This window comes from Massilia sp. DWR3-1-1 (assembly GCF_049898325.1).
GTDB lineage: Bacteria > Pseudomonadota > Gammaproteobacteria > Burkholderiales > Burkholderiaceae_D > JAFCUW01.
In genome coordinates this window covers 22737-37587 of the sequence record NZ_JAFCXL010000031.1, presented here as the reverse complement: position 1 = coordinate 37587, position 14851 = coordinate 22737, and the positions used below count along the sequence as shown (strand labels likewise).

Annotated in this window: 6 protein-coding genes; 3 read left to right on the top strand and 3 right to left on the bottom strand. The window is 67.8% G+C overall.

What is annotated here, in order from left to right; translation table 11 throughout:
* From ACP7EY_RS22265 to ACP7EY_RS22255, 3 genes are all read right to left on the bottom strand, one after another.
* On the bottom strand, positions 1 to 498 hold a 498-nt coding region (locus ACP7EY_RS22265), incomplete at its 3' end, for a transposase (protein WP_426197465.1).
* Between the two features lie 147 nt (positions 499 to 645).
* Positions 646 to 9513: a GH36-type glycosyl hydrolase domain-containing protein gene (locus tag ACP7EY_RS22260; protein ID WP_426197464.1), complete on the bottom strand. Its 8868-nt coding sequence runs from the start codon at positions 9511 to 9513 to the stop codon at positions 646 to 648.
* A 148-nt stretch (positions 9514 to 9661) separates the two neighbouring features.
* Positions 9662 to 11206, bottom strand: a complete 1545-nt coding sequence (locus ACP7EY_RS22255; protein ID WP_426197463.1) for an aminotransferase class V-fold PLP-dependent enzyme — start codon at positions 11204 to 11206, stop codon at positions 9662 to 9664.
* A gap of 145 nt (positions 11207 to 11351) precedes the next feature.
* On the opposite strand from ACP7EY_RS22255, the gene ACP7EY_RS22250 reads away from it, so the two are divergent.
* From ACP7EY_RS22250 to ACP7EY_RS22240, 3 genes are read left to right on the top strand one after another with little or no spacing between them, the layout of a single operon-like run.
* A complete protein-coding gene (locus ACP7EY_RS22250; protein WP_426197462.1) occupies positions 11352 to 11840 on the top strand; it encodes an Lrp/AsnC family transcriptional regulator in 489 nt (162 codons plus the stop codon).
* A 28-nt stretch (positions 11841 to 11868) separates the two neighbouring features.
* On the top strand, positions 11869 to 13005 hold the full coding sequence (locus ACP7EY_RS22245) for a branched-chain amino acid ABC transporter substrate-binding protein (protein ID WP_426197461.1): 1137 nt from the start codon (positions 11869 to 11871) through the stop codon (positions 13003 to 13005).
* 14 nt (positions 13006 to 13019) lie between these two features.
* Complete coding sequence (locus ACP7EY_RS22240; protein WP_426197460.1) at positions 13020 to 14828, top strand: DUF885 domain-containing protein; 1809 nt, start codon at positions 13020 to 13022, stop codon at positions 14826 to 14828.
* Positions 14829 to 14851: the final 23 nt, after the last annotated feature.

Genomic DNA, 14851 nt, shown 5'->3' with positions numbered 1-14851 from the left:
CCCCTTCTCCGATTCGAGCAAAAACGTCTCGTCGGCCTCGGTGATGCCTTGCAGTGTGGCGGGTCGGTCGAACTTGACCCAGTGCAGGAAGCGGTGGCGCCATCTAAAACTGGTATTGGTGTGCACCTGCACTTTCTCGGCGGCGCTTTTGACGGTGCAGGCCGGGTCGCGCAGGCAATCGAAATACGCGAGCCACTTGCCCTTGAGGCGCAGGCGCGCCAATGGCGTGCCCGTTAAACCATTAAAAGTTTTTCCACAGGCTCTGCAGCGGTATCGCTGCAGGCCATTGGCGAAGCCGTGGCGGCCGAACTGGCGCGATGCGCAGCGGGGACACACGCTGTGCGCACGGGCGATCTGATCGATCAGTGCGGCGATGCGCTCGCCGTTGACGAGCGCCGACATAAAGCAGCAGACGGCCAGTCTCTGATGCGTATTAAAGGCGCGCAGCCGGGAGAACAGACGGGTGAAATTCGGACGGACCTGCTTGCCTTGCGCCATGCTGCTCTCCCATCACGTTGGTGGAGCAGGTTTGACCTCAGCAATTCAAATCGGTTCGGTGTCGACCCACAGCAAACGGTGAAAGCGCCAAAAAAATGGGGTCAGGCACGCCGTGCCTGACCCCATTTCATACGGCAAGGCAGGCTGCTACGCCGGCGACACCACCAGCGTCACCTGGTGCGTGCCGCCATCGTCGACCAGCGCAATGACCGTGCCCGCCACCGCCGCGCCGTCGACCGTCATGTGGGTCTGGGCGCCGGCCGTCACGGCAATGGCATAGCTGGCCGTGCGGTACTGGTAGTGGATGGTAAAGCCGTCCCAGCCGGCCGGCAGGTGCGGCGCCACGGTCAGCTGGTCGATCGCCAGGTCCAGTCCCAGCAGCGACTCGACGATCAGGCGGTACATCCAGCCCGACGAGCCCGTGTACCAGCTCCAGCCGCCGCGGCCGATATGGGGCGAGACGGCATACACGTCGGCCGCCACCACGTACGGTTCGACCTTGTACAGGGCCGCGCCGCGGGCGCTGGCGCCGTGCTGGACCGGGTTGATCATGCGCAGCAGTTCCCATGCCTTTTCGCTGTCGCCCATCCTGGCGAAGGCCATCGCCGTCCAGATGGCGGCGTGGGTGTACTGGCCGCCGTTTTCGCGCACGCCGGGCACGTAGCCGCGGATGTAGCCGGGGTTCAACACGCCATTGTCGAAGGGCGGATCGAGCAGTTGCACCAGGCCGTAGTCGCGCCGCACCAGGCGCTGGTCAACTTCGTGCATGGCACTGGCCAGGCGCGCCGGATCGCCCGCGCCCGACAGCACACCCCAGCTTTGCGAGATCGAGTCGATCTGGCATTCGTCGTTGGTGTGCGAACCGAGCGGGGTGCCGTCATCAAAATAGGCGCGCCGGTACCACTGGCCGTCCCAGGCGTGCTGTTCGACGTTGGCGGCCAGCGTGACCGCCTCGGCGCGGCAGGTCTCGGCGAACACGGTGTCGCCGCGCAGGTCGGCGACACGGGCGAACTTGGTGAGCACGTCGAACAGGAACCAGGCCAGCCAGACCGACTCGCCCTTGCCTTCGTTGCCGACCCGGTCCATGCCGTCGTTCCAGTCGCACGTGCCGATCAGGGGCAGGCCGTGCTCGCCGAAGCGCAAGCCGCGGCGGATCGCCCGCACGCAGTGTTCGTACAGGCTGGCCGTCTGGTGGGTGTGGCCGAACATGTCGTAGTAGGACTCTTCATCGGGGGCCAGCATGCGGCCCTCGAGGAACGGCGCCTGCTGGTCGAGCACGCCCGTGTCGCCGGTGCTGGTGACGTAACGGTGCGCCGCCAGCGGCAGCCACAGGTAGTCGTCCGAGCAGTGCGTGCGCACCCCGCGGTCGGTCGGCGGATGCCACCAGTGCTGCACGTCGCCCTCGACGAACTGGTGGGCCGCGCACAGGATCAGGTGTTCGCGCAGGATGTGCGGCTGGGTGTGGATCATCGCCATGGCATCTTGCAGCTGGTCGCGGAAGCCGAATGCGCCGCCGGACTGGTAATAGCCGCTGCGCGCCCACATGCGGCAGGCGATGGTCTGGTACATCAGCCAGCCGTTGGCGATGACGTCGATCTGCGGCTCGGGCGTTTCGATGCGCACCGCGCCCAGTACCCGCGTCCAGTGCTCGTGCACCATCTCGAAGGCGGCGGCGGCGGCGGCGCTGCCGTTGTACTTCTGCACCAGGCCGCTGGCGTCGGCGTTGCGGCGCCCGCCCACGCCCAGCATGAACACCAGCTCGCGTTCCTGGCCCGGCTGCAGTTCGATCTGCACCTGGATCGCCGCGCACGGATCGAGCGCGGCGCCCAGCTTGCCCGACAGGCGCGCGCGCAGCATGGCGGCGGGCCGGGCCAGGCTGCGGTTACGGCCCAGGAATTCATTGCGGTCGGCCGTGAAGGTGCGGCTTTGCGCCTCCACCTGGAAGAAGCCGACGCGGCCGGAAAACTCCGTGTTGTAGGCATTGCGGGCAAACAGCGCGCCCGATTGCGGATCCTGCTCCGTCACCACGTGCATGGCCGACTTCGAGCGCAGGTCGCCCAGCACCCATTCGACGTAGCCGGTGACGGAGAGCTTGCGCGGCACCGTGCTGTCGTTCCTGAGCTTGACGACCGAATACTTGACGGGGGCGTCGAGCGCGACGAAGGTGGTCAGGGTCGAATGGATCGCCTCGCGGTCGTGCTCGAACACGCTGTAGCCGAAGCCATGGCGGGTGGTGTACTTGCCGTCGCCGCGCACGGGCAAGGCGGTGGGCGACCAGAACGTGCCGGTGCTCTCGTCGCGAATATAAAACGCTTCGCCGCTGCTGTCGGCCACGGGGTCGTTGTCCCACGGCGTGAGGCGAAATTCGTGGGCGTTTTCGCTCCAGGTGTAGGCCTGGCCCGACTCCGACACGACCGAACCGAAACTGGGGTTGGCCAGCACATTGACCCACGGCGCCGGCGTGCGCGTGTGGCCGTCCGTGCGAATGACGTATTCGCGCCCGTCGGCGGTGAAGCCGCCGGTGCCGTTGTCGAGGATCAGGGCCGCTTGCGCCTGCCCTTCGCGCGCCAGCGCCACCGCGGCCGGCCGCAACTGGTAAGGCTCGGCCTTCGCTTCGAACACGCCCGGCGGCAGTTTCGGAAAGCCCGGCGCGGCCCGCTTGATCTGGTCGGCCAGGGTGCCCTTGCCATCGGTCAGGATGGCGCGCGCCACCGACTGCATCAGCACCCGGTCTTCGCTGGAAATCTGGTCGAGCAGGCGCACGAAGATGCCGCCCGGGCGGTCGATCGCCTGGGCGTCGATGCCGGAGGCGATCAGACCCATGATCTGGTCGTGCAGCGCCTGGCGGTAGCCCGACTGGTCTTCGTACCAGATCACCAGGTCGACCACCAGCCCCTTGAGGCGCCAGTAGGCGTGCGCCTGCACCATCTGGCGCGCCAGGTCGATGTTGGCGGGGTCGTTGATCTGCATGAGCACGATCGGCAAGTCGCCCGAAATGGCATACGCCCACAAGCCCGACTGGCCGCGGTGATTGCGGATCAGTACCGACGGATCGGCGCGCAGGCTGGCGTTCGGATAGATGACGGAACTGGCCAGGCGGCTGTAGAGCTGGGCATCGGCTTCGCTGGCGTTGAGCTGGCGCAGCACCACCTGGCTGTGGGTCCAGGCCAGTTCGAAGACGCGGTCGGCCAGGTGGCGGTCCTGGTATTTGTCGATCAGGTGCAGGGCCGCCTCGCGCGTTTCCGTCATGCCCGTGACCAGGTCGAGGATGACCTGCTGGTCCGGCTGCAGCGTGATTTTATAGCGAATGGCGACGATCGGATCGAGCACCGAGCCTTCCGAGCCGCCCAGTGGCGCGCTCTCGAGCATGGCGCGCGGCGCCACCGTGCTGTTGGCGCGGCCGATGAATTCGGCGCGGCTCGTTTCGAAACTGGCGTCGATCAGCACGCCGTCGTGGACCGTCATCAGGTTCAGCAGATACGGCATGTGCTCGCCCTTCGAGCGGGGCCGGCGCGTGCACAGGATGGCGTTTTCGTTGCGCAGGATTTCGGTCTGCACGAACAGCTTGGAAAACGCCGGATGGGCGTTGTCGGCGGCGGCCGGCGCCATCACCACTTCGGCGTAGCTGGTCACCTCGATGGTGCGGCGCACCGACGACTTGTTGGTGATGCGGGTACGCCGCATTTCGATATCGTCCTCGGGCGAGACGACGATCTCCGTGTAGAGCTCGAGGCCGCGGTCCTGGCGGCGGAACTCGGCGCGCCCTTCCGAGAAGATCACTTCGTATTTCTTCGGCTCGACCAGGGTGGGCTGGTACGTGGTCGACCAGAACGCGCCGCTGTCGACGTCGCGCACGTAGCAGAAATTGCCCCAGTTGTCGGTGGTGGCGTCTTCGCGCCAGCGCGTCACCGCCAGGTCCTTCCAGCGGCTGTAGCTGCCGCCGGACGAAGTGACCATGACGTGATAGCGGCCGTTCGAGAGCAGCTGCACTTCCGGCTGCGGCGTGCTGGTCTGGCCGATGATCCGCATCGGCATCGAGGCGTCGGTGCTGGGCGCGCGCACCGCGGCCAGGTCGGCCGTGTGCGACTGGAAGGCGCCCGCTTTCGGCACGCGCTCCTGCAGCACCAGCATGGTGGCCTGGAACAGCGGATCGGCGTCGAAGCGCTTTTGCATGGGGCGGTCGTGCAGCAGGTAGGACAGCGACAGGAAGCCCATGCCCTGGTGGTGTGCCATGAACGAGCGCACCACGGCGAACTCCTGGCCGCGCGGCAGGCGCGCGGTGGTGTAGTCGATCGCCTCGTAGAAGCCGTAGTTGCCCATGAAGCCCAGCGCGGCCATGCGTTGCAGGTTGTCGGTGGCCGCTTCGGCGTCCACCATCAAGCCCATCATGGTGGCGTAGGGGGCAATCACCAGGTCGTCGCCCAGGCCCCGTTTCATGCCCGTGCCGGGCACGCCGAAGGCGCGGTACTGGTAGTTCAGGTTGGCGTCGACGGTGTTGTATCCGGACTCGGAAATGCCCCACGGCGTGCCGCGCTGGCGGCCGTAGTCGATCTGCGTCTTGATGATGGCGCGGTAGGTCTGGTCGAGCAGCGTGTCCTCGAAGGTCGGCATGACCAGCAGCGGCATCAGGTATTCGAACATCGAGCCGCTCCAGGACAGCAGCAGCGGCTCGCCGCCGACCAGGCACAGCTGGCGGCCCAGGGCGAACCAGTGCTCTTGCGGGAACTGGCCCTGGGCGATGCCGACGAAACTGGCCAGGCGCGCTTCCGAGGCCAGCAAATCGTAGCAGCTGACGTCGAGGCGGCGGTCGGAGACGTTGTAGCCGATCGCCATCAGGTTGGTGGTGGCGTTGTAGAGGAAGCCGAATTCCATCTGGGCGAAGGCACGCGCACGCGCAGCCAGTTCGGCCAGCTCGAGCAGCCGGCGCAGGGCGGCGGCGCTGCCTTCGGCCACCATGTGCGTGAGCGCGTGCTGGCGCGCGCGCTCGGCCGGCGCCAGGTCCGTCACGGCGCCGGCGGCCAGGGTGAAGCTGGCCAGCTCGCGCAAGGTGGGAATCCGGGTCAGGCTCGAATCGACGACGTATTCCTGGGCGGCGCGCATCCACGGCGCCAGCGCGAACAGTTCGTCGCGGGCGCAGCGGCACTGCACGGCCAGCTTTTCGCACCAGGCGGCCAGCACGGTGTCGTGCTCGGGCGCGGCGGCGATCTGCTCGGACAGCGCGCAGGCGGCCACGGCCAGCTGGCTGAAACTGTCGGCCAGGCCGGGCAAGGTGTGCGCATGGCGCGCACCGTCGGCCAGCAGCGCCTGCATGTCGGCGACGGCGTCGGCCACCAGCGCGGCGCTGGCGGCGCCGGCGCCGGCGCCGGCGATGGTGATGACGCCGGCGCCGATGACGGCGGTGGGCGGGCTGGCCGGCCGCTCTTCGTCCTGCGTCGCCTCGAGCAGCAACTGCAGGGTGATGGCGATGCCGTCGAGCGAGCGGGCGCTGACGATGGGCTGGTCGGCCAGCGCCGCCAGGCCCGGGGCCAGGGTCAGCAGGTGGCCGGCCAGGTTGCCACTGTCGACCGCCGAGACGTACATCGGCAGCAGCGGCGCCAGGCTTTGGGTGTCGTACCAGTTATAGAAGTGGCCGTGGTGGCGCTCCATGCGGTCCATGGTGGCGAAGGTGTTGCTGACCCGTTCGATGGCCTGGCCGGCGGTGCTGAAACCGAAGTCGTAGGCGGTCAGGTTGGCCAGCAGCGACATGCCGATATTGGTCGGCGAGGTGCGGTGCGCCACCACCGAGGTGGGGTGCTCCTGCATATTGTCGGGCGGCAGATGGTTGTCGGCCGCGCCGACGAAGTCTTCGAAAAAGCCCCAGGTGCGGCGCGCCAGCGTCTGCAGGAACAGGGTCTGGACGGCGCTCAGGCGGGCGATGCTGCGCGGCACGGGCAGGCTGATCCACCAGGCCAGCACCGGCGAGAGGAACCACAGCAGCAGCACCGGCGCGGCGGCAAACAGCGCGGCCGGATTGGCGTACGAGACCATCAGCGCGGCGCCGATGGACAGGCCGGGCGCGAACCACATGCGGCGCAAGCTCGCTTCCAGGTCGGTCGACGAGCTTGCCTGGTTCGATGGCTGCCATTCGAGCAGGTGGCGGCGCGAGACCAGCATGCGCCAGCAGGTGCGCACGATGGCGTCGGCGTTGAACCACGCTTCGTAGGGCAGGAAGGCGGTTTGCAGGATGGCGTGGCCGAACATCGCGCGCAGGCTGGGCAGGCCCGATTGCAGGTGCTGGTTCCAGCCCATGTCGTGCGGTTTTTCGATCAGGCCGAACAGGGCGTTGACGAAAGTCGGCAGGAAGATCACCGCCAGCACCGCCGCACTCCAGAACCACGGCGACGGCAGCGAGGCCCACGCCATCAGCAGCAGGGCCGTCAGCACCGGCGCGACGACGCTGCGGCGCAGGTTGTCGAACAGCTTCCAGCGCGACAGCGCCGACAGGGGATTTTTCTCGCGCTTGCCGTGGGCGGCGGGCACGCTGGGCAGCAGCCAGCCCAGCAATTGCCAGTCGCCGCGGATCCAGCGGTGGCGGCGCTTGACGTCGTCGCTGAAGCGGGCCGGATAGGCTTCGTAGAGCTGGGCGTCCGACAGCAGGCCGGCGCGCAGGTAGTTCCCCTCCAGCAGATCGTGGCTGAGCACCTGGTTGTCGGGCAGGCGGTCGGCCAGCAGCCGTTCGAACATGTCGACGTCGTAGATGCCCTTGCCAACGAACGAGCCCTCGTAGAACACGTCCTGGTAGACGTCGGAGACGGTGCGGGTGTACGGGTCGATGCCCGGTTCGCCGCCGCACAGGCGCTCGTAGCGCGAGGCGTTTTCGCTGGGCAGCGAGGCGGCCACGCGCGGTTGCAGGATGCCGTAGCCTTCGACGACGCGGGTGCCGGCGCTGTTGAGCAAGGGCTGGTTGAGCGGGTGCGCCATGGTGGCGACGAACTGGCGGGCGGCATCGCGCGGCAGCTGGGTGTCGGTGTCGAGGGTGATGACGTAGCGGATGTTCTCCAGGCCGCAGGTGTCGCCCACCACCAGGCAGAACTTGTCGCGCGCGCCGCCGCGCAGGAAGGTGTTGAAGTCGCCCAGCTTGCCGCGCTTGCGCTCTTCGCCCATCCACGTCCGTTCGCTGGCGTTCCAGCGGCGCGGGCGGTGCAGCAGCAGGAATGGCGTGCCCGCCGGCTCCGGATCGGGCACGCCGTCGAGCATCGGCACGCCGACCGGACCGACTGCCGCTTCCCGCTGGTACTTGTCGTTGAGCTGCTCGATGGCGGCGCGCGCGGCGGCCATCAGCGCGGCGTCGTCCGGCATGGTTTCGCTGGCGGCATCGCCGAAATCGGTCAGCAGGCAAAAGCGCAGGGCCGGGTCGCGGTTGGCCAGGTAGCGCACTTCCAGGTCGTCGACCAGCGAGGCGATATTGGCAGGGCTGTTGATCATCGACGGCACCACCACGATGGCATGGGCGTCGTCCGGCAGGCCGGTCTTGAAGTCCATGCGCGGCAGCGGGTGCGGGCGCGTGAGCTGGGTGGCCATGAAATTGACCAGCGCCAGCGCCAGCTGGCTCGCGCCGATGGTGCAAAACACGGCCAGCAGCACCAGCAAGACGCCATCGAGGCCGCCGCGCCAGGCGTGGATCGTCACACTGCCGGCGAACAGCGCGGTGAAGGCGCCAATGGCGCCCAGGTAGGACGCCAGCGGCGCGGCGCGGCCCACCTTGTTGAGCACATCGGCCACCGGCTGGCGCGTCTTGATGCGTTTTTCCAGCGCCGGCAGGCCGTTGCCGACCAGGTAGTAGCCGACGTGGCGCGTGCGCAGGTCCGGCCCCTGCTCGCGCGGCTGCTGGGCAATGGCCAGCACAGTGGCGGCGACCTCGGTCTCGGCCATGCCGGACTGCTTGGCGAGCCGCTCGATGACGTGGCGGTAATTGTCGCGGGTGGCGAAATCCATCTTGCCGTAGGTGTCGGCCGGGTCCAGGCGCAGGGTCGATTCGACCGCGCTCATGGTTTCGACGAATTCGCGCCAGTCCATCGTGGCCAGAAATCGCAGGCTGCCGATGCTGTTGCTGATGGTGACCTGGTCGGCCGCCTGCTGCTGAATCTCGGCCTGGATCTGCTGCTCGATGGTCAGACCGGCGTCGGCCAGCCGGGTGGTGACCCATTGCAGGGCCACCGCCAGCGCCGAGTTCTGGCCCTGCAGGCGGCGCGCCAGTTCGGCGACGAAGCCACTGCTCATGGGCTGGCGCGAGCGGGCCATGTCGGCCACCAGCAAGATCAGGTCGGACGGGCTTTTTTCGGCCGTCGCCGTCATCTGGTCGGCCCAGCTGTTGGCGCGGTCGCGCTGGGTGCGGTTGTCGTAGACGCGGGCGGCCACGCGGCGCAGGTTTTCGATCAGGGCCAGGCGCAGCATGATGGGAATGGCCCACAGCTCGCCCAGTTTCAGCGAAGCGCCCTCCTGGTAGGCATCGACGAAGCGCGACAGGCTCTCCGGGTCGACCCGGCCGTCGCCGTGCGAGATGATCTCGAGGGCGATCTGGTAGACGCGGGGATTGCCCTCGGCGTCCGGGTTCGACAGGCGCGGCAGCTCCTTGCTGTAGTCTTTCGGCAGGTGCCGGCGGGCCGTGCGGATCTGCTCTTCGATCAGGTAGAAATTATCGAGCAGCCACTCGGAGGCGGGGGTGATCTGGCGCCCCGCCTTGATAGCGGCGGTCAGTTCGTCGCAGGTGGCGGCAATGACTTCGGCGTTCTCGGTCAGGCGGCTGAGCAGGCGATCGGGGCCGCCCTTCTTGCTCAGCTGGTGGCGCGCCGCCAGGTGGCCACCGTGGGCCGCCATCTGGGCCGCGCTGAACAGTTCGGAACGCAGCGGCAGCTCATCATCGGCGACGGCGCCATCGACACTTTGGCTGGCAGTGCTCTGCCATGGGTAGCGGGTATCGGACAGCGTCAGGGATTCTTGGTTCAACAGTGACCTCGCATAGGCGTGAGCTGCCATCCGCCCAAAACAGGCGGGTCGCGACCGGGTCATTCAAGGCGGGAAAGCATGAGCGAACGGCTACTCCTATCCTACCCCAGAGCACCCCTTGCGCACTGTGCGCCAGCGAACAGACGCCCTGTGCCGGACGGTGATGCGGCGCAGCAATTTACTGCGGCGCCAGCGCCACGCCACCCGCCAGATGATAGACGTTTTGGTGGCCGGCGGCGCGCAGCAGGTGCAGCGCCTTGAGGCTGCGCTGGCCGCTGCGGCAGAACAGCAGCAGGGGCCGGGCGGGCTGGGCCAGCAGCGCATCGAGCTGCGCCGGCAGCGCGCTCAGCGGCACGCTGTCGATGGCGCGGCCGTGCCAGGGGCCGGCCGCGGCGGCGGCATGTTCGCACGCTTCGCGCACGTCGACCAGGCGGGCCTGCGGGTGGCGCGCCAGGAACGCGGCCAGTTCGGCGCCGTCGACGTGGTCGGCGCCGTCGGCCACCACCGCGCTGGCCGATGGCGTGACGCTGTCGGCCGGCGCGCCGTGCCGGGCCAGCGCGGCGCCGCAGCGGGCAATGCGGGCGCAGGCGCCGTCGATGAAGGCGTCGGTGGCGGTGGGGCTGAACGAGAGCCGCACGGCGCTGCCGGCGCGCGCGCCGGCCACGCCCATGGCGGTGAGCACGTGGCTGGCGCTGGCGGCAGCGGCCGAACAGGCCGAGCCGGCGCTGACGCGCACGCCGGCGGCGTCGAACAGCTTGAGAAGCGTGTCCGAGGTCACCCCGGGAACGGAAAAATTGAGGGTGGTGGGCAGGCTGTGGGCGAACGGCGCATTGAACACCAGGCCGGGAAAACTGGCCGTCAGGGCGGCGGCGAGGCGCTCGCGCAGCAGCGCCAGCTGGTCGGGGCGGCGGAACAGTTCGCCCCGCTCGAATGCCCCCAGCACGGCGCCCAGGGCAGCGATGCCGGCCATGTTCTCGGTGCCCGAGCGCAGCCCGCTTTCCTGGCCGCCGCCCATCATCAGGGGCGTGAACGGCGCGTGCTGGCGCACGTACAGCATGCCGATGCCCTTGGGCGCGTACAGCTTGTGGCCGGAAAAGACCGCGTAGTCGATGGCGGTGGTGGCCAGCGCAAGCGGCAGCTTGCCCAGCGCCTGCACGCAATCGACCAGCCACAAGGCGCGCGGGGCGTGCGCGGCGAGCACCGCTTCGATGGCGGCCAGCTCGGCCACCACGCCCGTCTCGTTGTTGGCCGCCATGGTGCACACCAGGGCGGCGCGCGGCGCCATCTCCTGCAGCAGGTCGAGCCGGTGGCGGCCGTCGGCGTCGACCGCCAGCGCCTGCACCACGCAGCCGGTGCCGAGGATGCGATTCCAGTGGGCCAGGCATTCGGGGATCGCCTTGTGCTCGGTGGCGCCGTACAGCAGCAGATCGCCCACCGCTTCGCCGGCCAGCTGGCGCTGGCGCAGATCGCACAGGGCCGACAGCACCGCCGTCTGGATCGCCTCGGTGGCGCCACTGGTAAACACGAGCTCCCCCTGGCCCGCCCCGATCACCCGGCGCGCGGCGGCGCGCGCCTCGCCCAGCATGGCGCGCGCGCGCAGGCCGGCCGCATGGCTGCTGCTGGGATTGCCGAAGCGCTCTTGCATGGCATCGACCGCGGCGGCGATGGCGAGCGGCAGGGCGGGCGAGGTGGCGTTGGCGTCGAGGTAAACTTCGTTTGTCATAGTGAAAATAAAAATGAATTAAATACTGTCAGGAGGGGGAGATTTGTTTAATATATTACATCGTTGCCGCGCAGAATACGTCCTAATTAATATCGAATAATTTCAAATAACAGCATATATATACCAATAAATAGAAAAAAATAGCATGAGTCATCTGGATAAATTCGATTGTGCCATATTGACTGCCTTGCAGTCCGATGCCACGCTGTCGATTGCGGGCCTGGCCGAGAAGGTTGGCCTGTCGAGCACCCCCTGCTGGAAGCGCGTCAAGCGGCTCGAAGAGGACGGCTACATCGAACACCGCGTCACCCTGGTCAACCGCCACAAGGTGGGCTTGCCGGTGACGGTGTTCGTCAGCATCCGCACCTCCGAGCACGACGAAAAATGGCTGCAGCGCTTCGCCGCCGCCGTCGTCGCCCTGCCGGAAGTGCTGGAATTTCACCGCATGAGCGGCGACGTCGATTATTTACTCAAGGTCGTCACCACCGATATCGGCGGCTACGACCGCTTTTACAAGAAGCTCATTGCCTCGACGGCGCACCTGACCGGGGTGTCGTCGGCGTTTTCGATGGAGCAGATCAAGTACTCGACGGCGCTGCCGCTCGAGCTGATCGCCCGCGATTTGCCCGCCTGACGGGCATGGATCCCACAAGGAGACTGTCATGAAACTGTTTCGTATCGCCGCCGTCTGCCTGCCCGCCGCCCTCTGCCTGTCCGCCAGCGTGGCCGCAGCCGCAGCCGAAGAACAGGTGGTGAAAATCGGCCTGTCCGGCCCCCTGTCGGGCGCCAACGCCTTCGCCGGCAAGGACAATGAAAACGGCGTGCGCCTGGCGGTCGACGAGCTCAATGCGCGATCGCTCAAGGTGGCCGGCAAGCGGCTGCGTTTCGAGCTGCTGTCGGAAGACGACCAGGGCGACCCGAAAGCGGGCGTCAACGTGGCCCAGAAGTTCGCCGACGCCGGCGTGCGCTTCGTGCTGGGGCCGTACAACTCGGGCGTGGCGCTGCCTGCCGCGCGCGTCTACAACGACGCCGGCATCATGATGTCGACCGTCGGCACCAATCCGAAGATCACCGAGTCCGGCTATAAACTGGTGTTTCGCACCGTCGCCAGCGACGCCCAGGTGGGCGCGCAGGTGGCCAGTTACGCCGCCAGCGCCTTGAAACTCAAGACCGTCGGCGTGATCGACGACCGCACCGCCTTCGGTCAGGGCATCGCCGCCGAATTTAGCCGCCAGGCCAAGGCGGCCGGCATGCAGATCGCCGGCCAGGAATTCACCACCGACAAGGCCAGCGATTTCGCCGCCATCCTCACGCGCCTGAAAGCGAAAAAAGTCGACGCGATTTTCTTCGGCGGCTACGCGCCGCAGGCGGCGCCGATGGCGCGCCAGATGAAGGCGCTGGGGATGAACGCCAGGCTGCTCGGCGGCGACACCCTGTGCAGTCCCGAGATGGCCAAGCTGGGCGGCGATGCCGTCGGCGCCAACGTGCTGTGCGCCCAGGCCGGCGCGGTGCTGGAAAAACAACAGGCCGGCCCCGCCTTCCAGGCCCGCTACCAGGCCCGCTTCAAGCGCCAGCCCGACGTCTACGCCGCCGCCTTCTATGACCAGACCATGTTCATCGCCAGCGCCATGGGCGCGAGCAATTCGCTCGATCCCTCGGTGGTGGCCGCCGCCATGCGCACCATCAGCTACCCCGGCGTGGTGGGCAGCTACAGCTACGACGCCAATGGCAACCTGAAGGCGTCGACGGTGACGATGTACACGTTCAAGAATGGCGCCCTGGTCGCCCTGTCCAAATAAAGAAAGTCCCCTTCATGAAGATGCTGTCGATCTGCGCCGCCGTCTGTGCCGCGCTGGCGCTCGCGCCAGCCCACGCCGCGCCGGCCGGCCCTGCCGCCGCCGCCACCACCAGCGCCACCGTCAATGTGCAGGCGGGCCAGCGCCTCGACGCCGTGGCCGCCGCCTATTACGAGGCGAACGCCCGGTTCGAGCCGGTCAACGCCACCGAGAACGGCGATGCGCGCTTCGACGACCAGCTGGGCCTGTCGATCGCGCCCGCCGTGCGCGCCCGCCAGTACGCCCTGTACCGCGGCTTTGCGCAGCGCCTGCGGGCGATCGACCGGGCGACGCTGTCGGACAAGGGGCGCATCAACTACGACATCCTCGAGTACGAACTGGCCACCGAACTGCGCCTGGCGCCCTTTCCATCCCATCTGCTGCCGATTAACCAGATGGACAGCATGCCGGTGACGCTGGCGAACTACGCTAGCGGCCAGGGCGCCCAGCCCCTGACCACGGTCAAGCAGTACCGCGCCTACCTGAACCGCCTGAACCAGCTGCCGGCATGGATCGACCAGGCCATCGCCAACATGCGCGAAGGGGTCCGGCGCGGCATCACCGCGCCGCACGCGGCGATGGTGTCGGCCGCGCCGCAGTTCAGGAAGCTGCTCGCGGCGCGCCCCGAGGACAGCATTTTTTATGCGCCCGTGACGCATTTCCCGGCGAATTGTTCCGGCGCCGACCAGCAGGCGCTGGCCAGCGCCTGGCGTGCCACCATTGCCAACAAGCTCAACCCGGCTTTGGCGCGCCTGTCCACCTACATCGACACCGAGTACCTGCCGGCATCGCGCACCAGCACCGGCTGGGATGCGCTGCCGCAGGGCGCCCACTGGTACCGCGCGCGCGTGGCCAGCCAGACCACCACCACCCTCACGCCCGAGCAGATCCACGCCATCGGGGTGCGCGAAGTGGCGCGCATCCAGGGCGAATTTGCCATCGTCGGGCCGAAGATGGGCTACACGGGGCCGGCCGGCGGCTTGCCGGACTGGGTGGCGGCACAGGACAAGTTCCGCCCGTTCACCACCGACCAGCAAGTCATCGACGTCTACCGCAAGCTCGACGCCCAGCTGCGCCTCAAGCTTCCCACCATGTTCACGCTGATGCCGAAGGCGCCGCTGGACCTGCGGCTCGAACCTGAACTCAGCCGCGCGACGGCGTCGGACCACTACTCGGCGCCGGCCGCCGACGGCTCGCGCCCGGGCGTGTTCTGGTCGGTGGTGAACGACCCCACCCAGTACGGCAGCACCGGCATGGTCACCCTGTTCCTGCACGAAGGCCAGCCGGGCCACCATTTTCACATCGCCCTGCTGCAGGAACTGGGACTGCCCAACTACCGCAAATTCGGCGGCAACAACGCCTTCACGGAAGGCTGGGCGCTGTACGCCGAAACGCTGGGCAAGGAGATGGGCCTGTTCGACAAGCCGGAAGATTATTTTGGCCACCTGAACGACGAAATGCTGCGCGCGGTGCGGCTGGTGGTCGACACGGGCATGCACAGCCAGGGATGGCGCCGCGAGCAGGCCATCGCCTACGTGCGCGCCACGCTGGGCTACTCCGAGGCGGACGCCAGGAACCAGGTCGAGCGCTACATGGTGTGGCCGGGCCAGGCGCTGGGCTACAAGATCGGCGCGCTGAAAATCGTCGAGCTGCGCCAGCGCGCCCAGGCGGCGCTGGGAGCGAACTTCAGCCTGCCGAAGTTTCACGAGATCGTGCTCGAGGACGGCACCATGCCGCTGTCGCTGCTCGAAGCGAAGGTCGACCGCTGGATCGCGGCGAGCCGCTAACACCAGCAGGGGGCGCGCCCCCT